At 67.6% G+C, this 26,814-nt stretch carries 25 protein-coding genes and 1 pseudogene; 10 read left to right on the top strand and 16 right to left on the bottom strand.

Features of this window, described 5'->3' with window-relative positions:
• Nucleotides 1-8: 8 nt before the first annotated feature.
• Nucleotides 9-647, bottom strand: a complete 639-nt coding sequence (locus ACE3T2_RS15715) for a hypothetical protein (protein ID WP_374658984.1) — start codon at nt 645-647, stop codon at nt 9-11.
• 140 nt (nt 648-787) lie between these two features.
• On the bottom strand, nt 788-1,546 hold the full coding sequence (locus ACE3T2_RS15710) for a LuxR C-terminal-related transcriptional regulator (RefSeq protein WP_374658982.1): 759 nt from the start codon (nt 1,544-1,546) through the stop codon (nt 788-790).
• 196 nt (nt 1,547-1,742) lie between these two features.
• On the opposite strand from ACE3T2_RS15710, the gene ACE3T2_RS15705 reads away from it, so the two are divergent.
• Together ACE3T2_RS15705 and ACE3T2_RS15700 are read left to right on the top strand one after the other, a co-directional pair.
• Nucleotides 1,743-2,927: an acyl-CoA dehydrogenase family protein gene (locus tag ACE3T2_RS15705; protein ID WP_374658980.1), complete on the top strand. Its 1,185-nt coding sequence runs from the start codon at nt 1,743-1,745 to the stop codon at nt 2,925-2,927.
• 10 nt (nt 2,928-2,937) lie between these two features.
• On the top strand, nt 2,938-4,527 hold the full coding sequence (locus ACE3T2_RS15700) for a fatty acid--CoA ligase (RefSeq protein ID WP_374658978.1): 1,590 nt from the start codon (nt 2,938-2,940) through the stop codon (nt 4,525-4,527).
• A 6-nt stretch (nt 4,528-4,533) separates the two neighbouring features.
• Here ACE3T2_RS15700 and hemN read toward each other — a convergent pair whose 3' ends face one another.
• The 9 genes from hemN to ccoN all read right to left on the bottom strand — a co-directional run bounded on the left by hemN (nt 4,534) and on the right by ccoN (nt 13,725).
• Nucleotides 4,534-5,913, bottom strand: coding sequence for an oxygen-independent coproporphyrinogen III oxidase (hemN, locus tag ACE3T2_RS15695; protein WP_374658976.1), 1,380 nt, complete (start codon nt 5,911-5,913; stop codon nt 4,534-4,536).
• A 61-nt stretch (nt 5,914-5,974) separates the two neighbouring features.
• Complete coding sequence (ccoS, locus tag ACE3T2_RS15690; RefSeq protein ID WP_374658974.1) at nt 5,975-6,130, bottom strand: cbb3-type cytochrome oxidase assembly protein CcoS; 156 nt, start codon at nt 6,128-6,130, stop codon at nt 5,975-5,977.
• Complete coding sequence (locus ACE3T2_RS15685; protein ID WP_374659058.1) at nt 6,127-8,304, bottom strand: heavy metal translocating P-type ATPase; 2,178 nt, start codon at nt 8,302-8,304, stop codon at nt 6,127-6,129. The genes ccoS and ACE3T2_RS15685 overlap by 4 nt, the downstream gene beginning before the upstream one ends.
• On the bottom strand, nt 8,301-8,774 hold the full coding sequence (locus ACE3T2_RS15680; protein WP_374658972.1) for a FixH family protein: 474 nt from the start codon (nt 8,772-8,774) through the stop codon (nt 8,301-8,303). The genes ACE3T2_RS15685 and ACE3T2_RS15680 overlap by 4 nt, the downstream gene beginning before the upstream one ends.
• Nucleotides 8,771-10,279: a cytochrome c oxidase accessory protein CcoG gene (ccoG, locus tag ACE3T2_RS15675; protein ID WP_374658970.1), complete on the bottom strand. Its 1,509-nt coding sequence runs from the start codon at nt 10,277-10,279 to the stop codon at nt 8,771-8,773. The genes ACE3T2_RS15680 and ccoG overlap by 4 nt, the downstream gene beginning before the upstream one ends.
• 5 nt (nt 10,280-10,284) lie before the next feature.
• Nucleotides 10,285-11,151, bottom strand: a complete 867-nt coding sequence (ccoP, locus tag ACE3T2_RS15670; protein WP_374658968.1) for a cytochrome-c oxidase, cbb3-type subunit III — start codon at nt 11,149-11,151, stop codon at nt 10,285-10,287.
• A complete protein-coding gene (locus ACE3T2_RS15665; protein ID WP_374658966.1) occupies nt 11,138-11,320 on the bottom strand; it encodes a cbb3-type cytochrome c oxidase subunit 3 in 183 nt (60 codons plus the stop codon). Before ACE3T2_RS15665 ends, ccoP begins: the two co-directional genes overlap by 14 nt.
• Nucleotides 11,317-12,051: a cytochrome-c oxidase, cbb3-type subunit II gene (gene ccoO, locus ACE3T2_RS15660; protein ID WP_374658964.1), complete on the bottom strand. Its 735-nt coding sequence runs from the start codon at nt 12,049-12,051 to the stop codon at nt 11,317-11,319. Before ccoO ends, ACE3T2_RS15665 begins: the two co-directional genes overlap by 4 nt.
• A gap of 15 nt (nt 12,052-12,066) precedes the next feature.
• Nucleotides 12,067-13,725, bottom strand: coding sequence for a cytochrome-c oxidase, cbb3-type subunit I (gene ccoN / locus ACE3T2_RS15655; RefSeq protein ID WP_374658962.1), 1,659 nt, complete (start codon nt 13,723-13,725; stop codon nt 12,067-12,069).
• A 130-nt stretch (nt 13,726-13,855) separates the two neighbouring features.
• On the opposite strand from ccoN, the gene ACE3T2_RS15650 reads away from it, so the two are divergent.
• Nucleotides 13,856-14,101, top strand: coding sequence for a hypothetical protein (locus tag ACE3T2_RS15650; protein WP_374658960.1), 246 nt, complete (start codon nt 13,856-13,858; stop codon nt 14,099-14,101).
• A gap of 57 nt (nt 14,102-14,158) precedes the next feature.
• Nucleotides 14,159-15,448 carry a dicarboxylate/amino acid:cation symporter gene (locus tag ACE3T2_RS15645; RefSeq protein ID WP_374658958.1) on the top strand — a complete coding sequence of 430 codons (1,290 nt, stop codon included), beginning with the start codon at nt 14,159-14,161 and terminating at the stop codon, nt 15,446-15,448.
• Nucleotides 15,449-15,560: 112 nt separating this feature from the next.
• Here ACE3T2_RS15645 and ftsZ read toward each other — a convergent pair.
• A pseudogene (gene ftsZ / locus ACE3T2_RS15640) lies at nt 15,561-16,523 on the bottom strand (cell division protein FtsZ); the annotation flags it as partial.
• A 335-nt stretch (nt 16,524-16,858) separates the two neighbouring features.
• On the opposite strand from ftsZ, the gene ACE3T2_RS15635 reads away from it, so the two are divergent.
• Genes ACE3T2_RS15635 through ACE3T2_RS15620 form a run of 4 tightly spaced genes read left to right on the top strand, consistent with a single transcriptional unit; the run spans nt 16,859 to nt 19,372 of the window.
• A complete protein-coding gene (locus ACE3T2_RS15635) occupies nt 16,859-17,218 on the top strand; it encodes a DUF6152 family protein (RefSeq protein ID WP_374658956.1) in 360 nt (119 codons plus the stop codon).
• Between the two features lie 2 nt (nt 17,219-17,220).
• Nucleotides 17,221-17,703 (top strand): hypothetical protein, encoded by a 483-nt coding sequence (locus tag ACE3T2_RS15630; RefSeq protein ID WP_374658954.1) that lies wholly within the window; start codon nt 17,221-17,223, stop codon nt 17,701-17,703.
• A 23-nt stretch (nt 17,704-17,726) separates the two neighbouring features.
• Nucleotides 17,727-18,638 (top strand): methyltransferase, encoded by a 912-nt coding sequence (locus ACE3T2_RS15625; RefSeq protein WP_374659056.1) that lies wholly within the window; start codon nt 17,727-17,729, stop codon nt 18,636-18,638.
• Nucleotides 18,635-19,372: a 16S rRNA pseudouridine(516) synthase gene (locus ACE3T2_RS15620; RefSeq protein ID WP_374658952.1), complete on the top strand. Its 738-nt coding sequence runs from the start codon at nt 18,635-18,637 to the stop codon at nt 19,370-19,372. The genes ACE3T2_RS15625 and ACE3T2_RS15620 overlap by 4 nt, the downstream gene beginning before the upstream one ends.
• 3 nt (nt 19,373-19,375) lie before the next feature.
• On the opposite strand, the gene ACE3T2_RS15615 is transcribed toward ACE3T2_RS15620, so the two are convergent.
• From ACE3T2_RS15615 to ACE3T2_RS15605, 3 genes are all read right to left on the bottom strand, one after another.
• Complete coding sequence (locus ACE3T2_RS15615) at nt 19,376-19,978, bottom strand: pyridoxamine 5'-phosphate oxidase family protein (protein WP_374658950.1); 603 nt, start codon at nt 19,976-19,978, stop codon at nt 19,376-19,378.
• 52 nt (nt 19,979-20,030) lie between these two features.
• Nucleotides 20,031-22,502 carry an ATP-binding protein gene (locus tag ACE3T2_RS15610; RefSeq protein WP_374658948.1) on the bottom strand — a complete coding sequence of 824 codons (2,472 nt, stop codon included), beginning with the start codon at nt 22,500-22,502 and terminating at the stop codon, nt 20,031-20,033.
• A gap of 255 nt (nt 22,503-22,757) precedes the next feature.
• On the bottom strand, nt 22,758-24,188 hold the full coding sequence (locus ACE3T2_RS15605; RefSeq protein ID WP_374658946.1) for an MFS transporter: 1,431 nt from the start codon (nt 24,186-24,188) through the stop codon (nt 22,758-22,760).
• Nucleotides 24,189-24,272: 84 nt separating this feature from the next.
• Between ACE3T2_RS15605 and ACE3T2_RS15600 the strand changes: the two genes are divergently transcribed.
• Nucleotides 24,273-24,506 (top strand): sulfurtransferase TusA family protein, encoded by a 234-nt coding sequence (locus tag ACE3T2_RS15600; RefSeq protein WP_374658944.1) that lies wholly within the window; start codon nt 24,273-24,275, stop codon nt 24,504-24,506.
• Here ACE3T2_RS15600 and ACE3T2_RS15595 read toward each other — a convergent pair.
• Nucleotides 24,478-25,419, bottom strand: coding sequence for a YihY/virulence factor BrkB family protein (locus ACE3T2_RS15595; protein ID WP_374658942.1), 942 nt, complete (start codon nt 25,417-25,419; stop codon nt 24,478-24,480). The genes ACE3T2_RS15600 and ACE3T2_RS15595 overlap by 29 nt on opposite strands.
• Nucleotides 25,420-25,719: 300 nt before the next feature.
• Here ACE3T2_RS15595 and ACE3T2_RS15590 point away from each other — a divergent pair, with 300 nt between their 5' ends.
• On the top strand, nt 25,720-26,799 hold the full coding sequence (locus ACE3T2_RS15590) for a substrate-binding domain-containing protein (RefSeq protein ID WP_374658940.1): 1,080 nt from the start codon (nt 25,720-25,722) through the stop codon (nt 26,797-26,799).
• The last annotated feature ends 15 nt before the right edge of the window (nt 26,800-26,814 follow it).

Below are 26,814 nucleotides of genomic sequence, written 5' to 3'. Positions count from 1 at the left end.
TCTGGCGATTAGCTCCCATGGCGCAGGCCTTCCTTGATGGCATTGGCCATCTCGCTCACGTGGCCGACGAGCGGCACGATCTCGCGAGGATTGAGGGCAGACGCGGCCCAACGGTCAGCACCGGGCGGGATCGTATCTGAGGACAGGCGCGCGAGTTCCGTGCCGACCAGGGCATCGACGTTCTGGGTGGAAAGGTCTTGTCGAGCGCGCGGATTGGTTCGGGCCAGGAGGCTCATGTGCGCCGACGAGCGGACGAACTGGCCATATGCATCGGCATAGGCGCTCAGCGCTTCAGCTAGGGCGGCTGCGGTCCTCGCCCATTCGGTAGAAGCCTTGGCCAACTTGGCGTCTTCTGCGGCTTCCTGCTTGAGCCGGGCCGCCGCGACTTCCTGCGCCTCCTGAGCCTCAACCTCAGCCAACACAGCGTTGAGGCGTTCCAGTTCGCGGCGGCAGGACGCGAGGTGTTCCTCGGCCCTAGCTTCGTCCTCGGGCGGACCGCCGGCCTCAGCCGCGACGGCGGCGAGACGCCAACTGCGTTCGGCCTCCGCGAGGGCGGCGCTGGCGTGTTCGACGCGACGGCGGATGACGTCGGAAGTCAGCTTGCCGGTGATGGCGTCGGTGACGCGGGCGAAAAGATTCTTGGACATCTGAGGCTCCTGATCATGTCAGGCGCTCAGTGCGGGCCACCACGGCATGAGTTGTATAGGTAGTTGTCTAGGAGGTTCAGAATACCAAAATAGTCTAACGATTTCAAATCGATTGGTCTTCCACCCCATCCGCCACGTACTCAGGCGCGTCCTGCCTGCCGCCGTTCGCCGATGTAGCCGAGCACCGCGGCGCGGTGGACGGCTTGCGGGCGGCCGATGACGCCCAGCTTGTCGGCGGCGTTGCGCATATGGAAGCGCACAGTCGGCATGGAGATCCGCACGATCTCGGCGATCTCCGAATCGGTCTTTCCGTGCGCGGCCCATTTCAGGCACTGGATCTCGCGCCGGGTCAGCCGCACCAGGCCGTCCGGGCGTACGCCATGCTCGTTATAGGCCGCCAGTAGCCGCAGGGAGAGCGCCGACAGCTCCGCCGCCTGGGCCTGGAAGACGGGACGGATGTCGAAGACCTCGGGCGAGGCCCAGACGATCGCGCCGATCACGCCGCCCGGGAGATGCGCCGGGGCGATGATGGCGGTGCCGACCTCGACATGGTCGGTCGCCTGCACGACCTCGATGCGCTCGAGCTGGGGCGAGCGCCGCCAGGTGCCGAACTTGCCGTCGTGCAGGAAGAACGGCTCGGCGGTGTAGCGACAGGCGAACACGAAGGCCGAGCGCAGGGCGAAGCCGCGGTCCTTCCAGTACTGCAGGTTCGGATCGACCCAGCGGAACAGGGTTTCGGCGAACGGGCGGCCTTGGGCGTCCCGCATCGGCTCGGGGTCGCCGATGTCGGCGCTGATGGCGATGTAGGGCAGCGCGATCTCGCGCCCGCGCGCGGCGACCTCCTCGGCGAGGCGCTGGATGAACTCCAGTTCGGCGCGCTCCCCTTCGCTGGCTGCCACGCTCTCGCCTCCCCTTGCGGCGCCTATTGTTTCCGTCAGCTTGTCGCCGGCCGCCGACCTGCGCAACCATCGCTCCATCGCCGCAGCAAGACGGCGCGGGAGGCGTGATGAGACAGGCGGCGATCGCACGGACGCGACGCGGAGGCGACTTGTACAGCCTTACGGGGCGACAACTGCAAGATGCGGTGGCGGCGGCGTGAACCTCGATCTTTCCGACGAGGAGCTGGCATTCCGTGATGAGGTCCGGGCCTTCCTCGACCAGTCCCTGACACCCGAGCTGCGCGAGGCCGGGCGGCGCGCCACCAGCGTCTTCATGGATAAGCGCTACAGCCTGCCCTGGCAGAGGCTGCTGCACGCCCGCGGCTGGGCCGCGCCGAGCTGGCCCAAGCAGTATGGCGGCCCAGGCTGGAACGAAATGCAGCGGCACATCTTCGCAGCCGAATGCGCGCGGGCCGGCGCGCCAAGCCTGGCGCCCATGGGTCTGCGCATGGTCGGGCCGGTGATCATGGGCTTCGGCACGGTCGAGCAGAAGGCGTACTACCTGCCGCGCATTCTCTCGGGCGAGGACTATTGGTGCCAGGGGTATTCGGAGCCCGGCGCCGGGTCCGACCTAGCCTCGCTTAAGCTGCGCGCGGTGCGAGACGGCGACCACTACGTGCTAAATGGCTCGAAGCTGTGGACGACACATGCCCACTGGGCCAACCGAATGTTCTGCCTGGCGCGTACGGATGCGAGCGGCAAACCCCAGGCCGGCATCACTTTTCTGCTCCTGGATATGGAGGCGCCGGGCGTGAGGGTGCGCCCGATCATCACCCTGGCCGGCGAGCACGAGGTCAACGAGGTTTTCTTCGAGGATGTCCGCGTGCCGGTCAGCGGCCGCGTCGGTGAGGAGAACCAGGGCTGGACCGTGGCCAAGCACCTGCTCGAGTTCGAGCGCGGCGGCGGCTCTGCGCCCGGATTGAAGGCGTTGCTAGAGCGGACCCGTGCCGCCGCCGAGGCTGGTGGTTTGGTGAGCGACGGGGCTTTCCGGCGGCGGCTGGCGGAGGCCGAGGTCATGGTCCAGGCCATCGAGATGTCGGAGCATCGCGTCCTGGCCGCCCTATCGGCCGGGAAAAATCCCGGCCCAGCCTCCTCCATGCTGAAAACCCAGGGCGGCGAGGCGATGCAGCTGGTCGACGAACTTCTGGTCGAGGTCGCCGGCGCCTATGGCGCGGTCGACCAGCCGCTCGCCCGCGTTGCGGGGTCGAACCAGGCCGCGGTCGGGCCGGAAGCGGTGCTGACCGCCATGCCCCGCTACCTGAACGACCGCGCCGCCTCGATCTACGGCGGATCGAACGAGATCCAGCGGGATATCATGGCCCGGCTGGTGCTAGGCCTTTGAGGGAGACGCCATGAGCGCCGCAACCATCGACTTCGAGGCGATACGCACCTTGGGCGAGGTTGCGCGCTATCATGCCCGCCAGCGGCCGGACGCCGTCGCCTTGGCCTTCGAGGGCCGTGAAACGACCTATGGCGACCTCGATCGGCGCACCAATCAGGCCGCCCGCGCGCTGCTTGCCAATGGCGTCGGCAAGGGCGATCGCGTCGCCTATCTCGGGAAGAACAGCGATCACTATTTCGAGCTGCTCTTCGGAGCGGCCAAAATCGGGGCGGTGATGGCGCCGATCGGCTGGCGCCTGGCGCCGTCCGAGGTCGCCTATGTCGTGTCCGACGCTCAGGCCAAGATGCTGTTCGTGGGGCCGGAGGTCATCGACTGCGCTCTGCAGATCGGCCCGGACATTCCCGACGTCGCCATCGTCGCCATGGAGGTCGGCGAGCATGGCTGGCCGACCTACGAGGCTTGGCGGGACGCCGAGGACGACACCGATCCACCGGCGGAGATCGCCGAGACCGACGTGGCGGTGCAGCTCTACACCTCCGGAACCACAGGGCGCCCGAAGGGCGCGATGCTGACCCATCTCAACATCCTGGGCGGGCGCCGGCGCGCGTTGGAAGCCAGGATGGCCTGGAACGAGTGGGGACCTGATGATGTCAGTCTGGTGGCTATGCCGGTCGGCCATATCGGCGGCACCGGCTGGGGCATTGTGGGCCTGGTCAACGGGGCTAAGGGCGTCGTGGCTCGCGAGTTCGATCCCTTCCGCGTGCTGGACTACATCGAACGAGACCGCATCTCCAAGATGTTCATGGTCCCGGCGGCGCTGCAGATCGTCGTGCGCCAGCCGAACGCGCGGCAGGTGGACTATTCGCGTCTGAAGTACATCCTCTACGGAGCCAGTCCGATCCCGCTGGATCTGCTGCGCGAGTGCATGGAGGTGTTCGGCTGCGGCTTCTGCCAGCAGTACGGCATGACCGAGACCTGCGGCACCATCGTCTACCTGCCACCCGAGGACCATGATCCGGCCGGCAACGCCCGGATGCGGGCTGCGGGGCTGCCGATGCCGGGCGTTGAGATCAAGGTGGTCGACGAGGCCGGAGCATCCGTCCCGACCGGCGCGGTTGGAGAGGTGGCGATCCGCTCGGTCTCCAACATGGCAGGCTACTGGCGACTGCCGCAGGCGACCGCGGCGACGGTCGGCCCGGACGGCTGGCTGCGGACCGGCGATGCCGGATATCTCGACGCGGATGGCTATCTCTTCATCCACGACCGGGTGAAGGACATGATCATCTCCGGAGCCGAGAACATCTATCCGGCCGAGGTCGAAAGCGCCGTCTACGGCCATCCCGCGGTAGCCGAAGTCGCGGTGATCGGCGTGCCAGACGACAAGTGGGGGGAAGCGGTGAAGGCGATCGTCGCGCTCAAGCCGGGCGCGAGTCCCGACGCCGAAGACATCATCGCCTTCGCCCGGGCACGCATAGCAGGCTTCAAAGCGCCTAAGAGCATCGACTTCATCGCCGCCCTGCCTCGCAACGCCTCGGGCAAGATCCTTCGGCGGGAGCTGCGCGAACCCTACTGGGCCGGGCGCGAGCGTCGGGTGAACTGAAGCTCCTCAGAGGGTACGCGAATGGCGACCTTCTTCGGGCTTGAAATAGGCGTCAAAGGCCGCTGCGATGGCGCGGACGACCAGCCTGCCGGGCTCGGTGACGGACAGGCGCGGCCCATCGCGATGCAGCAGCCCGTCTTGCTCGAAGGCCGCGAGGCTCGCGATCTCGGCGTTCAGTTCGGCGGGATCGCGCTCGTGGGTCTTGCAGACAGCGGCGAGGTCGACGGCGAGATCGCACATCAGGCGCTCGATGATCTCGCCGCGGAATCTATCATCGGCGGTGAGCGTCACGCCCCGTGCGATCGGTAGCTCGCCGCACTCGACGGCGTCGCGCCAATCGAGTTCTTTCGTCAGGTTCTGGACGTAGCCTTGCGGAAAGCTGCCGATGGCCGAGGCGCCGAAGCCGATAAGGGTCCGGGCGGCGTCGGTCGTATAGCCCTGGAAGTTGCGCCGCAGCCGCCGCTCGGCGAGCGCCACCGAGAGCTCGTCGCCCGGCAGGGCGAAGTGATCGAGACCAATCCGCACATAGCCGACCTCGATAAGCCGTTCGGCCGCCGCCTCGCTCTGGTCGAGCCGAGCGGGCGCGCCCGGCAACGCCGCCTCGTCGATCAGCTTCTGGTGCGCCTTCATCCATGGGACATGGGCGTAGCCGAACAGGGCGATGCGCTCCGGCCGCAGCGGGATGATCGCCTCGATGGTCGCCAGGGTGTTGCCCGTCGTCTGGTGGGGAAGGCCGTACATCAGGTCGAGATTGATCGAGGCGACGCCCGCCTCGCGCAGCCAGTCCATGCAGCGGGCTACCTCGGCGATGGATTCACGGCGATCCACAGCGGCCTGGACCTCGGGCGCTAGGTTCTGGACGCCCAGGCTGGCGCGTTTCAGGCCGTGTCCAGCTGCCGCCGCCACCCATTCGCGGGTCAGCAGCGGCGGATCGAGCTCGGCGGCGAGTTCGGCGTCGGGCGTCAGGGCGAAGGCGCGACCCAGCGCGCCGAATAGGCGGTCCATATCCCGCGGAGCCAGCATGTTTGGCGTCCCGCCGCCGAGATGGATCGCCGAGGCGGGTATCGGCCCCGGCAGCTCGCGCGAAACGAGCCTGATTTCCTCGACCAGCTTGCCGACATAGGCCTCGACCGGGTCGTGGCGATTGACCGCCCGGGTGTTGCAGCCGCAGTACCAGCAGAGCCGCGCGCAGAACGGGATGTGGGCGTACAGCGATACCGGTTCGCCGGCCGGTAGGGCGTTCAGCCAACCTTTGTATGTCCGGGCGTCCACAGTCGGCGTGAACTGCACGGCGGTCGGATAGCTGGTGTAGCGCGGCGCGCGCCCATCATGACGCGACACGAGTTCGTATGACGGGCGCGGCTTTTCGAGGAGAGTTGCGGTCACGGCGGGTTCCCTTTGGCTGGGCCACTGTCGCAAGGCGCCCGTCGGTCCGCCGTGACATCGATCAACCGCCGAGCGGCCCCTCGTCGTCGACCAGGATGCGCGAGGCGTCGCCCAGCGGGTCGTCGTACTGGCCGTTTCGCAGGGTCCACCAGAAGGCGCCGAGGCCGACCAGGGCGATTGCGACGGAGGCCGGCGCGAGGAAGATCAGGATGTTCATCTGCCCCTCCCCGCCCCCGTTCGGAGGGCGTTGAGCGTCACCGCCAGCGAGGATCCCGACATGGCCAGGGCGGCTACGAATGGATTGACCAGGCCGATCATCGCTGCGGGCGCAGCGATGAGGTTGTAAAGTGCGGCGAAACTGAAGTTCTCAAGCGCGCGGCCGCGGGCCGAACGGGCGACGTCGAGCGCTTGGACGACGGCGATCAGCCCCTCGCCTGAGAATACCAGGTCGGCGGCGTTCTGGCTGGCGTCGAGCGCCGTGCCCGGCGCCATGGCCGCGTGGGCTCCCGCCAGGGCGGCGGCGTCGTTGAGGCCGTCGCCGACCATCAGCACCTTGCGACCTTCGTCGGTGCGCTCACGTACGGCGCCAGCCTTCTCGGCCGGCGTCAGGCCGGCGCGCCAGTCAGCTATGCCGACCGCTCGGGCGGCGTTCGCTACGGCGGGAGCGACATCGCCGGAGAGGATTTCGATTGAAAGCCCCCTCGCCTTCAGCGCGCTCACGACATCGGCGGCGTCTGGGCGCAGGCGATCAGCGAAGACGAAACGGATCTTCGTCCCGCCCTCGACGCCGAACCAGAGCTCAGTCTCGCTGACGTGGGCGTCCTTGACGCCGACGAAGCCGGCTCGGCCGAGGCGCGCCATGCGGCCGCCGATCAACCCCTCGACGCCCTGACCCGGGACTTCGTGCACGTCGTCGGCGAGCGACGTCGGGCCGGCATGGGCGGCGGCCAAGGCCTTGGCCAACGGATGTGATGAGGCGCGGGCCAGCGGAGCGGCCATGGCTACCGCGGCCGGAACCGGATCGACCAGCTCGGGCCGCCCCTCGGTCAGGACGCCGGTCTTGTCGAAGATGACGTGATCGACCTCTGCCAGGCGCTCGAGCGCAGCGCCCGACTTCACCAGTACGCCGCGGCGGAACAGACGCGCAGAGGCGGTGACCTGCACGGCGGGTACGGCCAACCCCAGCGCGCAGGGGCAAGTGATGATGAGCACCGCCACCGCCCGCAGCAACGCCTCACGCGGGCCAAGGCCCAGCGCCCAGCCGCCTGCGAAGGTGAGCGCGGCCGCCGTGTGGACGACCGGGACGTAAAGCGCCGCGGCCTTGTCGGCGAGGCGCACATAGCGCGAGCGCGATTGAGCGCCCGCTTCGACCAGGCGGGCGATGGCCGCGACGGTCGAGTCCTCCGACCGGGCCGTGGCGCGGACGCGGATCGCTCCGGCGAGGTTGAGCGCGCCGGCCTGGCAGGCTTCGCCGGCCCCGATCCGCACAGGCGCGGTCTCACCGGTCAGCAATGACCTGTCGAGTTCGCTGACCCCGGCCGCCACCACGCCGTCGACCGGAATCCGCTCGCCGGGGCGAACGATGAGCACGTCGCCGGCGCTCACCTCGGCCAGCGGCACCCGCCGTTCAGCGCCGTTTTCATCGACGATTGCGGCAGAGGGGGCCTGCAGCGCCAGCAGATCGGCGGCGGCGCTGCGCGCGCTCGCCCGCAGGCGATGGTCGAGCCAACGCCCGATCAGCAACAGGAAAAGCAGTGAGACGGCCGCGTCGAAATAGGCGTCGCGGCCGCGGAGGACTGTTTCGACGAAGCTGATCGCCAGGGTCAGGATCACGCCGATGGAAATCGGCACGTCCATATTGGCGCGGCCCGAGCGCAGGGAGCGCCAAGCCGACTCGAAGAACGGCATGCCGGCATAGATCGCGCACGGCGCGCCTATGACGGCGCTGAGCCACATCATCAGGGTGCGGGTGGCCGGGCCCAACTCCTGGCCGAACAGGCCGGCCCAAAGCGGCACCGAGAACATCATGGCGTTGCCAGCCCCGAAGGCGGCGACCCCGAGCGCCAGCGTCAGGCGGCGGCCCTCCGCGTCACGCACTTTGGCGGCCTTGCCGGGATCATAGGGCGTGGCCGGATAGCCGAGCCTTTCCAGCCGCTCCAGCACCAGACTTGGGTCACCGGCGCCGGGGTCGAAGTCGACGGTGAGCTTGCCGCTGGTCAGGTTCAGGCGGGCGCCAGCGACCGCCGGCAGCGCCCTGACCTCTCGCTCGATCTTGGAAAGGCAGGCCGCGCAGCGGGCGCCCTTCACCAGCAGGTCGATGGAACGGCCGCCGTCCTGGGCCGGGCGGAGGAATGCCGAGAAGTCCTGACGCGCGGCGGCGGGAGAGGTCATGGCCATGTCAGTCGGCGCTCCGCCTTGAAGGGTTTGTTCTTGGCGTTGGCTTCGAGGTCCCAGGCTCCCGTCGTCGGGCGGGCCGGCGCGAAGTAGCTGCCGGGCGCGGTCTCTGCGAACGTCAGAGGGATCTCGCCGGCCTCGGTGGCCGGGCGGCGCAGCAGGCCGGTCAGGACGAGGCCCCTCACCGGCCGCCCTGCAGGGTCCGCGACCTGAACCGCAACACCGCCAGGAGCCTGCGCAGCGGTGGCGCTCCAGCCCAAGGCGAGTTGGGCGCGGTGACGCGCTACGTCGCGGTTATAGGCCAAGCCATCCTCGTAGGGCGTGACCGAGACTTGACCCGGATGACTGCGATAGGCGGCGACCAGGAAGGTGGCGTCGACCGCGATGACGACGCCGAAGAAGGCGACCACCGCGAACAATACGTGCCAGCCGGTGATGCGGAACGAGGATGCGACGTTCGTTGTCATTGGGCGTTCGCAGCTCCAGACAGGAAGGTGGTCTTGGCCCGCGCCTGCTCGCCCTTGGGGGCTTGGACGACGAAGGCGGCAGGCAGATTGGGCGCGCTGACGGCGTTCGGCGGCAGGGTCGCGAAGATCCGCACCGAACGAACCTCATTGGCGGGCACGTCCACGGCGACGGTGTCGCCGACCGGGGTCAGGCCCGGGGTCTTCAACCGCGCGCCGGACGGCCCCTCGAACCGGACCTGGTAGGTCTGGGGATAGAAGGTGCGGTTGGCGATCTTCAGGGTATAGCCGTTACGCACCGCCCCGTCGTGCAGGCGCACGAACACCGGGTTGCGGTCGCGCAGCACGTGCAGGTCGAGGGCCGGTCGCGTGGCCAGGCCCCAGACCATAAGGGCCGAGACCATGACGAAGGCGATCGCATAAAAGACCGTCCGCGAGCGCACCAGGCGATAGACCGCCGGCTGCTTGGCGGCTCGCGCCTCTACAGCGGCGTCGGTGTCATAGGCGATCAGCCCCTTGGGCCGATCGACCTTCAGCATGATTTCATCGCAGGCGTCGATGCAGAGCCCACAGTTGATGCATTCGAGTTGCGGGCCGTTGCGGATGTCGATGCCCATCGGGCAGGCGGTCACGCACTGATGACAATCGACGCAGTCGCCCCTGCCCTCCCAGGTTTGCGCCTTCTTGTGCGCGCCGCGCGGCTCGCCCCGGTCATAGCGATAGGTGACCTGGAGGGAATTGTTGTCGAGCATCGCACCCTGGATCCGCGGCCAGGGGCACATGTAGATGCAGACCTGCTCGCGCATGGTGCCGGCGAAGACATAGGTCGTGAAGGTCAGCAGGGCGCAGAATACGTAACCCGTCGCCGGCCCCTGCAGGGTCCAGAAGTCGTGCAGCAGCTTGGGCGCGTCGTGGAAGTAGAAGATCCACGCGCCGCCGGTCGCAAAGGCGATGCCGAGCCAGGTCGCGTGCTTGCCGATCTTGCGCCAGGCCTTGTCGAACGACCAAGGCGCGGCGTCCAGGCGCATACGCGCATTGCGGTCGCCCTCGAACAGGCGCTCGACGTAGATAAAAAGGTCGGTCCAGACCGTCTGCGGGCAGGTATAGCCGCACCATAGCCGGCCGAACAGCGCCGTCACCAGGAACAGGGCCAATGCGCCCAGCACCAGCAGTCCGGTGATGAAGTGCACCTCCTGCGGCCAGAGCTGGATGTCGAAGAAGTAGAAGCGGCGCCCGGCGAAATCGACCAGCACCGCCTGGTCCGGCAGGCTTCCGGGTCGGTCCCAGCGGATCCATGGGGTGATGTAGTAGATCGCCAGGGTGACGATCATCACCGCCCACTTGATCGCACGCCAGCGCCCGTGGACCAGCTTCGGATAGATCGGCGCGCGCGGCTTGTAGAGACCGCCGCCCGGATCCGCGCTCTTGCGGGCCCGAGCGGCGGCCGAGACCGGACCTGCGCCGTGCTTGGGGGCAGATGCGCGGGTCCTGTCTATGACGACTGTCATCGGGGCTACTGACCCCCGGCGTTGGAGTGGATGTAGACGGCCAGAGCCTTGATGGTCTCAGGATCGAACCGGGCCTTCCAACTGGGCATGACGCCTCCGCGACCGTTCCAGATCTGGCCCTGGATGTCGGCGCGCGAGGACCCGTACAGCCATTCCTGGTCGGTCAGGTTCGGAGCGCCCTGCGCCTTGTCGCCGGTTCCGGTCGGCCCGTGACAGGCGACGCATTGCTGCTGGTAGATCGGCGCGGCGCGGCGCACGGCCGCGACGTTGGCCTGGCGGCCGGACAGCGCTACGACATATTCGGTCAGGTCGCTGACCTGCGCCGGCGTCAGCATCTGGTCGCGGCCGAAGGCCGGCATCTGCGACATACGCGTCTGCGGGTGGTCGGACCGGATTCCCACCTCGATGGTGCGGTGGATCTCGTCCAGGCTTCCGCCCCACAGCCAGACGTCGTCGCGCAGGTTGGCGTAGCCCTTGGCGCCGACGCCGCCCGCGCCGTGGCAGGTCGCGCAGTTGTCGCCGAACACCGACTGGCCGACGGCCTGGGCGTAGGCCTGCAACTCCGGATCGGTCTCGATCTGCTGCAGCGTGGCGGTCTTCAGCTTGGCGGCCTGGGCGCCGCGCACGGTCTGAAGGTCCTTCAAGGCCACGGCGACGTCAGCGCGGTCGGACTGGCCAAGCACGCCGCGAGTGTAACTGTTGATCCCGGGCCAGGCCGGCATCAGCACCCAATAGACGGCCGCGACAGCGATACCGGCCCAAAAGGTGTAGAGCCACCAGCGCGGCAGCGGATTGTCCAGTTCGCGGATGCCGTCCCACTCGTGGCCCGTAGTCTCGACGCCGCTGACCTCGTCAGTCTCACGGTTGGCCATCGGGTCGGTCCTCATGATCATTCAGCGGGAGGTGGGCGAGGCGCTTGAACGCCTCGCGGTTGCGCGGCCAAAGGGCGTAGGCGACGCCGGCGAGGAAGATCGCGCCGAAGTAGATCAGCCCGCCCTGCTGGGCGAACCGCGCCACGGTTTCGTAGGAGAGCTCGCTCATCGGCGGTTCTCCGGGGCCTGGGCCTGATAGGTCGAGAAGTCGACGAGCGTGCCGAGCATCTGGAGATAGGCGACCAGGGCGTCCATCTCGGTGATCTTCTCGGGATCGCCGTCGAAGTCGCGCTTGAGCGCCTTGGCGCCGTAGCGAGCCTGGAACTTGGTCGGGGACGCAAAGGGATCGGCCTGGGTCTCCAGGTCCTCCTTGGCGTTGTCGATCATGTCCTGGGTATAGGGTACGCCCACCCGGGTCATGGCGCGGATCTTGTCCTTGATGTCGCCGTAGTCGAGCGCCTTCTCGGCCAGGAAGGCGTAGGGCGGCATCACCGACTCCGGCACGACCGAGCGCGGGTCGATCAGGTGGTCTTTGTGCCAGGCGTCAGAATACTTGCCGCCGACCCGCGCCAGATCAGGACCGGTCCGTTTGGAGCCCCACTGGAACGGGTGGTCGTACATGCTCTCGGCCGCGAGGCTGTAGTGTCCGTAGCGCTCGACCTCGTCACGCAGCGGCCGGACCATCTGCGAGTGGCAGGTGTAGCAGCCCTCGCGGATGTAGATGTCGCGTCCGGCCAGTTCGAGCGGGGTGTAGGGGCGAACGCCCTCGACCTTCTCGACGGTGCTCTCGAGCCAGAAGAGCGGCGCGATCTCGATGATGCCTCCGATGGACACCACGATCAGGATCGCGATGACCAGCGGCAAGGAGTGCTTCTCGAGCTTGGTGTGATGCTTCCACATGAATCTGGCCTCGCCTTACTCGGCCGCGACGAGCGCGGGGGCGGGACCGGCCAGCGACTGGGCGCTGGGCGCCGTGCTGGGCATGCGGATCGTGCGCCACAGGTTGTAGGACATGATCACCGCGCCAGCGAGGAACATGAGGCCCCCGATCGTGCGGATGACGTTCTCGATGTGCTTGGCGGCGACCGTCTCGACGAAGGAGTTCGCGAGGAAGCCTTGGGGCGTGTATTCGCGCCACATCAGGCCTTCCATGATCCCGGAGACCCACATCGCGCAGATGTAGAGCAGGATGCCGAGGGTCGCGATCCAGAAGTGCCATTCGGCCAGGCGCAGCGAATAGAGCCGCTCCTTCTTCCACAGCCAGGGAACCAGGCAGTAGACCGCGCCGAACGAGATGAAACCGACCCAGCCGAGGGCGCCGGAGTGCACGTGGCCGATGGTCCAGTCGGTGTAGTGGGAAAGCGCGTTGACCTCGCGGATCGACATCAGCGGGCCTTCGAAGGTCGCCATGCCGTAGAAGGCGATGGAGACCGCCATCATCCGGATCACAGGATCGGTGCGCAGCTTGTCCCAGGCGCCCGACAGGGTCATCAGGCCGTTGATCATGCCGCCCCAGGACGGCATCCACAGCATGATCGAGAAGGTCATGCCCAGGGTCTGGGCCCACTGCGGCAGGGCCGTGTAGTGCAGGTGGTGCGGACCTGCCCAGATGTAGATGAAGATCAGCGACCAGAAGTGGACGATGCTGAGGCGGTACGAATAGACCGGACGCTCCGCGCGCTTGGGCACGAAGTAATACATCATGGCCAGGAAGCCGGCGGTCAGGAAGAAGCCGACCGCATTATGACCGTACCACCACTGCAGCAGGGCGTCCTGGACCCCGGCGAACAGCGAATAGCTGCGATGGTTCAGTCCCCCGACGGGGACGGCCAGGTTGTTGACGATGTGCAGCAGGGCGATGGTGACGATGAAGGCCAGGTAGAACCAGTTGGCCACATAGATGTGGGGTTCCTTGCGCTTCCAGAGCGTGCCCAGGAACACCAGCAGATAGGCGACCCAGACGATGGTCAGCCACAGGTCCACCACCCATTCGGGTTCAGCGTACTCCCGGCTCTGGGTGATGCCGGCGAGGTAGCCGACGGCGGCCAGCACGATGAAGAGCTGGTAGCCCCAGAACACGAACCACGGCCACGCACCCCCGGCCAGCCGGGCGCGACAGGTGCGCTGGACGACATAGAAGGACGTGGCGATCAGGGCGTTGCCGCCGAAAGCGAAGATCACCGCCGAGGTGTGCAGCGGGCGCAGGCGACCAAAGTTCAGCCAGCCGGCCTCCGGGAAATAGAAGATCGTCGGCCATGAGAGCTGGGCGGCGATCAGCACCCCGGCGCTGAGACCGGCGATGGCCCAGAACATGGTGGCGATCACCCCGGCTCGGACCACGCCGTCCGCATATTGATCCTGCGGCGAGCGCAGGCGGTCGGAATTGATCAGCAGGGTCAGGGCCGACAGCGCCAGCACGGCGGCGGCGACGAAGATCCAGCCCTGGAGCCGGAACAGCGGATCGGCCGTGAAGGCCGTGGCGAGCAACGCCCCGAGGGCGAGTACGCCCGTCGTGACGAAGAGCAGGACCGCATCGAGCGGCGCCCTGCCCTCTTTGGCTGGCGAGATAGTCATGGTCCCCCAAGCGAGTCGTGGTGACAGCGTTGGGGCCAGATGGCTCGCGAGGGGGCTCCCGGGCATTGATTTCGGTCAAGGCGCCGCCGCGACCGGCGCGGTCAGGTGTCGCACACCTTGGAGATGCGCGATGAGCCAACTGAAATCGGACCTGATCACCGCCGCCGGCGCGGCCATGCTGGTCGGCTCGGCGGTGTGCGCCGAACTCGCCTGGCTGGCGGCCCGGGGCGTGGCCAATCTGGGCGTCATCTGTGGGTCGCCCGGCCAGATCGACTGCCCCTATTTCGTCTCTGCGGCGGCTCTGCTCGTCGGCGGCTCGCTGACCCTGGCGCGGGGCCTGCGTCGCCCCAAGGCCGCAAGCGTTCCGACTCACTAGCAAGCGCCTGATTCTGGCGCCTATCGTCCGACAGCGAGGCATCGGACGGAGCGCGCCATGGCGAGCGAGCAGACCCAGGCGGTGGCGAGACGGCCCTTCCTGGCGCGCTACTGGTTCGACGTCGTCCTCTGGAAGCGGATCCTGGTCGCCCTGGCGCTCGGGACCGTGGCCGGGCTGCTGCTGGGCGAGGCCGCCGTCGGCCTCAAGTGGATGGGCGACGTCTTCATCCGTCTGATCCGGATGGTGGTCGCTCCGCTGGTCTTCCTGTCGATCGTCTCAGGCATCGCCTCGATGGGCGATCCGCGCCGGCTCGGCTCCATCGGGGTCAAGACCCTGGCGCTCTATCTCGCCCTCACGGTCGTCGCCGTCAGCGTCGGCCTGCTGATGGGCGTGGTCTTCCAGCCCGGCGTCGGGATGAGCATGGCCGGCGCCGAACCGATCGCCGCGGCCAAGGCGCCGCCGAGCCTGGCCGAGCACCTGATCGGCATCATTCCCACTAATCCGATCGCCGCCCTGGCTGAGGGGCAGATCCAGTCGGTGATCTTCTTCGGGATCCTGGTGGGCCTGGGCGTGCTGACGCTCGCCCCACGCAGCGAGCCGCTCGCCCGGCTCTTCCAGATCGGCGCCGACGTCATGCTGCAGATCGTCCGCTTCATCATGGAGGTCGCGCCGTTCGGCGTCTTCGCCCTGGTCGCCTGGGTGATGGGAACGACTGGTCCCGGCGCTTATGTCCACGTCCTGAAGCTGGCCGCGGCGGTCGCGGCTGGCTGCGCGGTCCAGACCCTGCTGGTCCACGGCGGTCTGGTGCGACTGGTGGCGCGCCTGCCAGTCTTGCCTTTCTTCCGCGACATAACCGATGTGGTGGCGATCGCGTTCTCGACCTCGTCTAGCGCCGCGACCCTGCCGGTGGCGATGCGCGTGGCGGAACGGAACCTGGGCGTGGGCCATGCGGTGACCTCGACCGCCCTGCCCCTGGGGGTGACGCTCAGCATGGACGGAACCGCGCTCTACGTGGCCTTGCTGGCGGTGCTCTCGGCTCAGGCGTTCGGCGTCGAGCTGCACGCGGCTCAGTACGTGATGCTGGTCCTGGCCACGACCCTCGTCGCGCTCGGCACCGCGCCGGTGCCTTCAGCGTCGCTGTTCATGCTTGCCGCGGTCCTGCAGGTGATTGGGATCGGGGCCGAGCAGACGGCGTTGGTCGTCGGCTTCATCCTGCCGTTCGATCGGCTGCTGGACATGACGCGCACCATCACCAACGCCACCAGCGACCTATCGGCCGCGGTCACGGTCGCCAAGTGGGAGGGTGAGCTCGACCTGGACTCCTACCTGCGCAGGCCCGTGGAGTAGCCGCCTACCAGAAGCGGCGCTGGGGTTGCTGCGGATGCGTCGGCGGGGTCGGAGCCGGCGGCTCGATGCCGCGCGACTGAAGGGTGTCGCCGCTGGACGGCGCGGCGACGGAGTTCATGCCGGTGGCGACCACGGACACCCGCAGCTTGCCCTCAAGCGTCGGATCGAAAGCCGCCCCGAAAATGATGTTGGCGTCGGGATCGGCCTGGTCCGAGATGACGTTGGCGGCTTCGTCCACCTCCAGCAGGGTCATGTCGGTCCCGCCGGTGACATTGATCAGCACCGCCTTCGCGCCGGCCAGCGAGGTCTCATCCAGCAGCGGGTTCTGAATGGCGTTGTGCGCGGCCGCGGCCGAGCGGCCCTCGCCGCTGGCCTCGCCGGTGCCCATCATCGCCGCGCCCATGCCGCCCATCACGCTCAGCACGTCGGCGAAGTCGAGGTTGATCAGACCCGGCAGCACCATGAGGTCGGTGATCGAGCGCACGCCCGAATGCAGCACCTGGTCGGCCATGCCGAAGGCTTCGGCGAAGGTGGTCTGCTCGGTCGCGACGCGGAACAGGTTCTGGTTCGGGACAATGATCGAGGTGTCCACGAAGTGCTGGAGCTGCTCCAACCCGGCCTCGGCCAGGCGCATGCGGTGGCGGCCCTCGAAGCGGAACGGCTTGGAGACGACCGCCACGGTCAGGATCCCGCGCTCGCGGGCGCAGCGGGCCACGAAGGGCGCAGCGCCCGTGCCGGTGCCGCCGCCCATGCCGGCGGTGATGAACACCATGTCCGCGCCGTCGAGATAGCGGATGATGTCCTCGGCCGATTCCTCGGCCGCGCTCAGGCCCGCATTCGGATTGGCGCCCGCCCCAAGGCCCTGCGTCACCTGCACGCCGAGCTGAATACGCTGGCTGGCCAGGGACAGCGACAGCTGCTGCGCGTCGGTGTTGGCCACGACGAAGTCGACGCCTTCCAGGCCCGACTCGATCATGTTGTTGACGGCGTTGACGCCGGCGCCGCCCACCCCGAACACGACGATCCGCGGCTTCAACTGGGTGACCGACGTCCCGTTGAGGGGGGAAACTGCCATGCTCTCAAAACTCCTCGAACGTCCCTCGGTCGGACGGCGGTGATTCCGCAACGAAACGTCGTCCAGTTCCACAGGAATGTGGTGCGAAACGGGCGACGGCGACGGGAACAGGGCGACGACTTGGCCCATTGCGAGACAAACGGCAAGCGCAGCCTTGGCGGTTGGGCCTCGGCGAGCGGTTCGTCGTGCAGCGGCAAGGGAGTGTACGAAGGCCGTGTCCAGCACGAGCGCGACGGGAATTTCGCCAGCCAACACAACTTGCGTGACCGGTAGCGGCGGGCTTGCGCTCCGGTCGAACGGCCCTCAGCTTCCAGTTTAGGGGGCAAGCGGAGGACATGATGCGTCGATACCTGGTTCCGTTTGCGGCGGTGGCCGCGTTGTCTGCGCCCGCCGTGGCGCTGGCCCACCACGGGTGGGGCGCCTATGACGCCGCCCAACTGGTCAAGGTGACGGCGCCGCTGAGCGATGTGAGCTGGAGCAATCCTCACGGCGGCGCCAAGGTTCGCTACCAGGGCAAGGTGTGGGACGTGGTGCTGGCGCCGATCGCCAGGATGGAAGCCCGCGGTCTCTCCAAGGCCATGCTCTCAACGGGGAAGCCCGTGACGTTGGAGGGCTATCCTCGTAAGGATGGGACTGCGGAAATGCGGATCGAGCGCGTCAGGCTGAACGGCGCCGTGGTCGAGCTGCGGCGCTGAGCTTGTCGACCATTGCGGACTTCGCCCAGGTACTCGAAGCCTCGCCTTTGGGGGTCTGGGCGCGGGGATCATCGGTCGCCTATCCGGGCGCCAATCTCCTGCACCTGCTGGGCCTGATCCTGCTTATCGGCGGCATCGGCATTGTCGATCTGAGGTTGGCGGGCGCTTGGCGCAGCATTCCGCTGGAGGCGTTCTCGCGGGCTCTGACGCCGCTGGCGGTGGCAGGCCTGGTTTTGCTGGGGGCGAGCGGACTGGTCCTCTTCGCGGCCGATGCAGGCCCTCTGATCGGGTCAAAGGTCTTCCTGACCAAGCTCGTTCTCATCGGTGTCGCGCTGGCCAATGCGTTCGTGTTTCGCGCCATCTGGCGAGGCCGGCTGCCGACATGGGACGCCGCGCCGCCGCTGGCGGGGCGGTCGATGGCGATCGTCTCTGTAGGGCTATGGCTGTTGGTTGCGGCGCTGGGCCGCATGATCGCCTACACATAGCGTTCGTAACGAATCTCCGTCGGATCTTGTCATTGCCCGCCGCCGTCTATGGAATCCCACCAGCCGACGTGATTGCGCCGCCGTCGGGCGCGCGCCAGCTTTCCCCACTCCTTCCCGGCTCCGACGATCTCGCCGCGCTGGCCGATCGTTCGCTGGACGAGGTCGCGCTGCTGGTTCCGCCCGGCGCTGTCGAGGCGCGCTATGTGCTGGCGCAGGCGCTGCGTGCGCTGAAGCCTGGCGGGCTGCTGACGGCGGCCGCGCCGAAGGACAAGGGTGGTCTGCGGTTGAGGAAGGTGCTGGCGGGTTTCGGCTGCGAGGTTGCAGAAACCTCCCGACGTCATCACCGCATCTGTGAGGTGGAGCGGCCCTCGGCGCTGACCGGTGTCGACGAGGCCATCGCGGACGGCGCGCCGCGCATCCTGCCAATCGGCCTGTGGTCGCAGCCTGGCGTGTTCAGCTGGGATCGACTCGATCCCGGCAGCGACCTTCTGCTGGGCCATCTGCCGGCTCTGGCTGGCCAAGGCGCGGACTTCGGCGCGGGGATCGGCTGGCTCTCGCGGAAGGTCCTGACCTCTTCGGCGGTGACGGGTCTGACCCTTATCGAGCTCGACCGTCGCGCGCTGGATTGCGCACGCCGCAATGTCGTTGATACGCGCGCGAGCTTCGAATGGGCGGATGTCCGCCGGGCCGCGGAAGGACTGAGCGGCCTGGACTTCGTGGTCATGAACCCGCCGTTCCATGACGGCGGCCAGGAGGACCGTGCGCTCGGTCAGGCCTTTATCCGCGCCGCCGCCAAGGCGCTCAAGCCCGGTGGGGCGCTCTGGCTCACGGCCAACAGACACCTGCCCTATGAAGCGGTTCTGGCGGAGGCTTTCAAGCGGGTCGCGCCGGTGGCCGACACCGGGGGCTACAAGGTTTTCGAGGCGCGCCGATGAGCAAGGCCCCGACCATGCGGCTGGACCGGCTGCTCGGAAATCTCGGCTATGGCAGCCGCAAGGAGATGCACGGCCTGGTCGCCGCCCGTCAGGTGCTGCTGGACGGCGTCGCCCTGACCGATGCGGGCGCCCGCATCGCCATCGGCCCGGACCTGCCGGCCCGCATGACGGTGATGGGCAAGCCGGTCGATCCGCCGCCGCCGGTCGTGATCATGATGCACAAACCGGTCGGGGTGGTCTGCTCGCACAAGGAGGCGGGCCGGCGCATCTATGACCTGCTGCCGCCGCGCTGGCGCGTGCGCGATCCGGCGCTATCGAGCGTCGGCCGCCTGGACAAGGATACCTCGGGCCTGTTGCTGATCACCGACGACGGCGATTATCTGCATCGGGTGATCTCGCCGCGGCGGCATGTGGCCAAGGCGTATGTCGCGGCGCTGGATCGACCGCTCGACGGCGGCGAAGGCGAGATTTTCGCCTCCGGGGCCATGATGCTGGAAGGGGAGGACAAGCCCCTCCTTCCGGCGGTGCTGGAGCCGCTGGACGCGCGCAGGGCGCGGCTGATCATCGAGGAGGGCCGCTATCACCAGGTCCGCCGGATGTTCGCGGCGGTCGGCAACCACGTCCTGGACCTGCACCGCGAGCGCATCGGCGGGCTGGTGCTGCCGGACGATCTCGCGGCCGGCGAGTTCCGCATCCTGCCTAGGGAAAGCGCCGAACAGGTCTTCGGCGGCTGATCTTCACCACATGGTGCGCGCGGCGCGCTCGGGCCACTCCTCGTCATAGACCCGGCCATCGACCGAGGCCTCGCTCATCTCGGCGAGGATGTCGCCTGGCGTCGGCAGGGTCGCCGGATCGACGTGGCGTTCGGGATTCCACAATTCCGAGCGGACGATGGCTCGCGCGCATTGAAAATAGACCGTGTCGACCTCGATCACGATGACCGAGCGCGGCGCCTGTCCGTTGACCGCAAAGGACGCCAGCAGCTCAGGCTCGACCGACAAGTGCGCTCGCCCGTTCAGCCGCAGGGTGGTGCCCGAGCCGGGGATCAGGAACAGCAGTCCGACCCGCGCGTCGCGGATGATGTTGCGCAGCGAGTCGCAGCGGTTGTTGCCGCGTCGATCAGGCATAAGAACGGTGCGCGCGTCGGCGATGCGCACCGCGCACCCGGCGTCTCCTCGCGGCGAGCAGTCCAGCCCTTCAGGTCCGGCGGTGGCAAGGGCGACGAATGGTGAAGCCTCAATCAGCGCTTGGTACTTCGGCGTGATGCGCGGGGCTTCCTTGACCGTCGAGGTCTCCCCCGGAAAGCCGTAGATCGCTTCAAGCTGCTCGAGGGTGGTCATGGGCCGCTCCACATCGCCGCGCAGGCCCTTTTAACGACCACGGGCGGCTGCGTCAGCCCGCGGCGGCGCGCTGCCCGGCGGGGTCTTCCTCCGCGCCGCTTATTGCAATCACAATGGCTTCGATGAGCGCTGCCGCGCGGATCGGCTTCGAGAGGTGCAGATCGGCGCCGGCCTGGCTGCTGGCGCGAACATGCTCGTCCAGGGCGTTGGCGGTCAGCATGATCACCGGCGTGCGCGCCAGGCCCTCGACCGCCTCGAACTCGCGCAGCTCGCTGGTCGCCGACAGTCCGTCCAACTCTGGCATCTGCATATCCATCAGCACCACGTCGAAGCGCTCGGCCTTCAGGGCGTGCAGCGCCTGCGCGCCGTTCTCGACGATCACCGGCTCGACCCCGACCGACTGCAGGATCAGCTGCACGACTTTCTGGTTGGTCGGATGATCCTCGGCCAGCAGGATGCGACGGCCGGCGATATCGAACGTCTCGGTCGGACAGGGCGTGGGGTCGATCAGGGCTCCGTCCGCCTCGGGCAACCGTACGGCCACGACGAAGGTGGAACCCACGCCTGGGCGCGAGGCGACGTCGATCGTTCCCCCCATCAGCTCGACCAGGGAGCGGCTGATGGCCAAGCCGAGACCCGTGCCGCCGAAGCGGCGACGGATCGAGTCGTCGGCCTGTTCGAAACGCCGGAACAGCCGCGCCTTCACCTCGTCGTCGAAGCCTATGCCGGTGTCGGCCACGCGGAATCGCAGTGTTTCGCCGTCGCGATCCACACGCAGCGCAACTGTGCCGGCTTCCGTGAACTTCACGGCGTTGGAGAGCAGGTTCGACAGCACCTGAGTCAATCGCACGGCGTCGCCCACGAAATGGGCGTCGGCCTGCGGATCGATGCTCCACTCCAGGCGCAGGCCCTTGGATTCGGCTGCGGCGCGATGCAGTTCGGCGATGCGGCCGACGATGCTGCGCATGGCGAACGGCTCGGCGGTCAGAGCGATTTCGCCGGCCTCGATCTTCGAGAAGTCGAGGATGTCGGTCAGGACCTGCTCGAGCAGACGTCCCGAAGAGACGATCAGCTCGGCCAGCTCGCGGCTCTTGGGCGAGGTCTGCTCGGCCGAGAGGGTCTCGGAAATGGCGATCACGCCGTTGAGGGGCGTGCGCAGTTCGTGGCTCATATTGGCCAGGAAGCGCGACTTCTCGGCATTGGCGCGTTCCAGCTCGGCGGTGCGCTCGTGCACCCGATCCTCGAGCGAGGACATGACCTGATCGACCTTGTCGCGCTCGTTGCGCAGCGCCTTGGCCAGGACGCCGATTTCGTCGTTGCGGGCCTCGATCACGCTGACGTCGGCGCGATCCTCCGCGCCGAAAGCCTCGGGCTCGCAGGAGGCGGCCAGCTGGCGCAGCGGCTGGACGATCGTGCGCCGGGCCAAGCTGACGACCAGGAGCAACTGCGCGGTCGAAGCCAGCAGGCCCAACGCCAGGACCCAGGACGCCGAACGCACGGCCGACATGGTGACGGCGGCCTTCGGATAGGTCAGCAGCAGGTACCAGTCCGGCCCCGCCAGCCGGCCATAGGCGACGATCTCGTTGCGGGCCCGGTTCTCGATCACCCCATGCGGCCGGCCGTCGGCCTGGATCGCCTTGATCAGCGCCTTGAGCCCGAGACGCTTCTCGTACGCGGCCACGGTGTTCTCCGATGCGCGCCCCGGGGTCTCGAAGCCCGGAAAGGCGATCAGTTCGCCCTTGGCGGTGACGACCAGGTTGGATGCGCCCGGCAGGGTGTTGCGGATGGCGTCCAAGAAGAATCCGGTCAGCTCGATGGACGAGCCGAAGGCGCCGACATAGCGGCCGTTCACATAGGCCGGCGTCAGGCAGGCGGTGGCGAGCCGCTCGCCCTTGGTGTCCTGGATCAGGCGCTGGAGATTGGTGCAGCGGGTGGCGCGCTGGGGGTCGTTCTGCGGCGTCGTGAGACTGGCCATCTCCTCCTTGGAGAAGTCGAGGTCGGCCGGCGCGTCGTGGCGGTAGAACATCAAGCGGTCGGGACGGTCGGGCCCGAACATCACCAGCCGTGTCGCGGGGGTGAAGAAGTAGAAGTTGTCATACTCGCCGTGCGCCGCCTGGCCGAAGTCCGAGACGATCTCGTAGGCCGCCACCAGCACGGCCTTCTCGGCCGGCGGCGTCGCCGCCGCCCGTGAGATGAAAGCGCCCATGCCGTAGGTGTATTCCCCTGTCGGGGTCAGGCGGCCATCAAAGTCCTCCGGCCGGCTGCGGCGCGTGCCGTCGGGCCGCAACGGGTAGTAGCGGTCGGTCAGCCGATCGACGTCCTGAGGGCGCAGGTGATGCAGGCGGCGCTCAAGCTCGACCGCGGCGGATTTGTGCAGGTTCTCCAGGTTGGAAAACCGCTTGTCCGCATTGGTGCTGCGCTCGGCCACATAGTCGCCGAGGAAGGCGATCTGGCGATTGAACAGCTCACGCTGAAACACCATGAAGGCCCCGATCGCGGCCAGCAGGGTCACGAGCGTGGACATGACGCCCAGACTGACTTGAAACCTGCGCGAGAGAGACTGCATGGCGCCCCGATCCGATGATCTCGGCATCTTGCATGTCAGGTATTTCGGCGAGGTTTACGCGTAATTCCAGATAGTTGCCGAGGTCGCGGCGCCGTCCCTGCAGTCGCCCGGCCTGCGAGATCAATGCCCCCGCACTAGGCTCGGTAAACCAGGTGCAGACGCGCTCGCGCCCGGCGGCGATGTGAACTTGGCGCCAGGTCGGCGGGATCGGGCCTAGGGAACGTCGTCGATGATCGACAGCGGCGGGGTGACCTCCTCCAGCGGCTTTCGCTCCGCAGCGACGCCGAGGAACAGCTCCACGACCGCGGCCAGCAGCATCAAGCCGCCGCCCAGAAGGTAGCCCCAGAGTATCTGGTGGCGCTCGCCGGTCTCGATGAGCGCGCCGAACAAGGCCGGCCCCCCTACCCCGCCCAGCAGCGTCCCGAAGGCGTAGAACAGGGAGATGGTCACCGCCCGCGTCTCCAGCGGGAAGGACTCGCCGACCGTCAGATAGGCGGCGCTGGCGCCGGCCGAGGCGAAGAAGAAGATCACCGTCCAGGCCACGGTCTGCCAGACCGCCGACAGCATGTTCTCGGCGAAGGCCCAGCCGGTCAGGCAGAGCAGCGCCCCCGACAACCCATAGGTCAGGGCGATCATCGGCTTACGCCCGATCGAGTCGAAGAAGTGGCCAAGCAGAAGAGGGCCGAGGAAATTGCCCGCCGCAAACGGCAGGATGAACCACCCGACCGAGGCCGGGGCTACGCCGTAGAACCTGGTCAGAACCAGGGCGTAGGTGAAGAAGATCGCGTTGTAGCAGAACGCCTGCGTCGCCATCAGCACGACGCCGAGCACTGTCCGCTTCGGATGGCGTACGACCAGCGAGCGCGCGATATCGAGCCACGAAGTCCTCATCGGCCGCAGGCGCAGGCTCGGCAGAGTCTCGACGGCGCTGAGCTTGGTCCCGCGCCGCTCGATGTCCGCTTCGATGGCCGCGACAACCGCCTCGGCCTCTTGTGGATGACCATGGGTCATCAGCCAGCGCGGGCTCTCGGGTATGTAGCGGCGGATGTAGATGACGATCAGCGCCAGGGTTCCGCCGATGATGAAGGCCAGCCGCCAGCCCCATGCCTGGTCGATAATCTGCGGATCGAGCACGATCAGCGAACCCATTGCGCCCAGCGCCGCGCCAACCCAGAAGCTGCCGTTGATGGCCAAGTCCGTATAGCCGCGCCGGCGGGCGGGAATGAGTTCCTGGATGGCCGAGTTCACCGCTCCGTACTCGCCGCCGATCCCGGCCCCGGTCAGGAACCGGAACAGCAGGAACGACCAGAAGTCCCAAGAGAAGCCGGTGAGGATGGTGGCGGCGAGATACACGCCCACGGTTACGGTGAAGAGACGCCGACGTCCAAATGTGTCGGTGAGCCGCCCGAAGACCAACGCCCCCAGTACGGCGCCGAGGATGTAGGCGCTGCCGCTCAGGCCGATCTGGGTGCTTGAGAGGCCAAGCCCGCCGGCGATCGCAGGAGACAGCGATCCGACCAGGGTGACTTCAAGTCCGTCGAGGATCCAGGTGACGCCCAGCGCGATCACCACCATCCAGTGAAAACGGCTCCAGGGCAGGCGATCGAGCCTAGCCGGAACGTTCGTCGTGAAGGTTTCCGCCATCCTTCACTGGGCTAGGGCGAACAGGCCCCGATTGCAAAAGCTGAGGGCTTGGGTTCAAGCCCTTGTGACTGTAAGTCGGCGCGCATGGACGGATCGGAAATCCTCGTCGACGCTCGCGGACATCGCTGTCCGGTGCCGACCCTGCGCCTGCGCAAGGCCCTGGAGACCGCGCCGGCCGGCGCGAAGGTGCGGCTGCTGGCCGACGATCCCCTGGCGCGGATCGACGTGCCGCACTTTGCAGCCGGCGGCGGCTTTGCGGTGCTGGAGAGCGTCGAGACGCCCGACGGCCTCAGTTTTCTGATCGGGAAGCCAGCTTAGGGTCGATCCCCAGCGGCAGGTGGCCGCGGCGTTCCTCGACGACCAACTCGATCTCGGTGGCGAACGCGCCCCCGAAGAAGACGGCGTTGACGCTCCAGGAGAGCCAGATCAGGAAGACCACGACCGTCGCCACGGAGCCGTACGTCGCGCCGAGATGGGCGATCTGCTCGACATAGAAGGCGCTGGCCCAAGAGACGAACAGACACAGGACCGCGGCCGACGCCCCGCCCAATATGGAAGGTATCCAGGCCACCGGCTTGCTGGACATTGCGAAGCGATAGATCAGGCTCATCGCCACTGTCAGCCCGAAGCTGGCCCAGGTCCACTCGCTGTAGAGCCACGAGACGCCCGCGAGCGGCTTGAGGCCAAACGCGGCGGCCATGAAGCGGAAATAGAAGAAGATCGCCGAGAAGAAGGCCAGCATCACGAACGCGGCGATCAGCACGACCAGCGCCATGATGTTGAAGCCCAGGAACCCGCGCGGCGCATCCTCGTCGTGAATGAAGGAGAGTCCCGCCAGCAGAGCCTTGAAGCCGCGATGCGCCGCATAGCCGCCGACCACTAAAGCCACGCCGCTCTGGGTCGAGACGGCCTGGAACGGGGCCTGGGCCAACCGTTCGAGCTCGGCCTGGAAAAGACTCTGCGCTCCGGCCGGCAGCAGCCTGGCCATGGCCTCCGCCTGGTGGGCGACCTCGTTCGCGTCGGCCAGCAGGCTGTAGACGCCGATACCGATCGCCAGGCCCGGGAATACCGCCAGCATGGCGAAGAACGAGACCCCGCCGACATAGAGCATGACGTCGCGCCCCCACAGGCGGCGCAGAGCGCGGCCCATGATCACCAGGGCAAGGCGGGCCCAATGGGTGGGGTCCCAGTCGACCTCTCGCAGGTCTTGGATTCTCTGTCGAAGCGACATGGCGCGGAAGGTGATCAAGGAGAAGCGGCAGCGCAACCCCGCGATCGCCCCGCACGCGAACGGCGCGCCGGCGAACCGGCGCGCCGCCGATGGGCGTGTCAGGCCATCGGACCGGCCGCCGCGTCGAGGGACGGGAGATTGCGACGACCGGCCTGTGCGCACTTTCGGTCCGGACGCCTGAACCCCCGCTGAACATTGTTCGTAGACGGCGTTCACCTGCGAAAGGCGTCACCCAACCTTCACATAAGTGTCAAACAACGATGTTAGCGGCACCTCACCCCAAGGTTCCGGAGCCGTCTCATGAAACCCTACGCCTATCTCGCCATCGCCGCCGTCGCGCTCAGCGCCTGCGGCCAGCAAGCCAACAAGGGCGGCGCCGAAAAGGCCGCAGGCCCGAGCGCCAGCGGGCGTGACCAGGTCTGGGCCGCCGGCTCCTCCACGGTCTTCCCGTTCTCGACTCGCGTGGCCGAAAACGTCGCCAAGACGACCGGCGGCCGCCCGGCCAAGGTCGAAAGCCTGGGCACCGGCGGCGGCTTCAAGCTGTTCTGCAGCGGCACGGGCGCGGCCTATCCCGACATCGCTAACGCCTCGCGCCCGATGAAGAAATCGGAGTTCGAGGCCTGCGCCGCCAAGGGCGTGACCGACATCGTCGAGATCAAGATCGGTTATGACGGCATCGTGATCGCTAACGCCAAAACTGGCCCGACCTACAATTTCAAGCTCGACCAGGTTTATCGCGGCCTGGCCGCCGAACTGCCGAAGGGCGCCGCTTTCGAGAAGAACACCGCCAAAAGCTGGAAGGACGTCGACGCCGCCCTGCCCGCCCAGGCGATCCTGGTCTACGGCCCGCCGCCCACCTCGGGCACGCGCGATGCGTTCAGTGAACTGGCGATGGAAAAGGGAGCCCGCAAGATCCCCGCGCTCGACGCCCTCCACGGTAAGGATGAGGACGGCTTCAAGGCCAAGGCCCACACGATCCGCAGCGACGGCGCCTGGGTCGATGCGGGCGAGAACGACAACGCCATCGTCCAGACCCTGACCAAGACTCCGAACGCGATCGGCGTGTTCGGCTACTCGTTCCTCGAAAACAACCTGGACAGCGTGAAGGCCGCCACCGTCGACGGCGTCGCCCCGACCTTCGAGACCATCTCGAACGGCTCCTATCCGGTGTCGCGTTCGCTCTACATCTATGTGAAGAAGGCCAATATCGGCGTGACGCCGGGCTTGCGCGAATTCGTCAGCGCCTTCGTGTCCGACGCGGCCACCGGCAAGGGCGGCTACCTGCAGCAGCGCGGGCTGATCCCGTTGGGCCCGGAAGATCACGAAGCCCAGAAGAAGGCTGCGACCGATCTGCCGGCCATGGCCGCTCCGGCCAAATAGGCCAGCGAGATCGTC

Source organism: Phenylobacterium sp., assembly GCF_041919955.1.
Taxonomy (GTDB): domain Bacteria; phylum Pseudomonadota; class Alphaproteobacteria; order Caulobacterales; family Caulobacteraceae; genus Phenylobacterium.
This window is presented reverse-complemented; position numbering and strand designations above follow the sequence as displayed.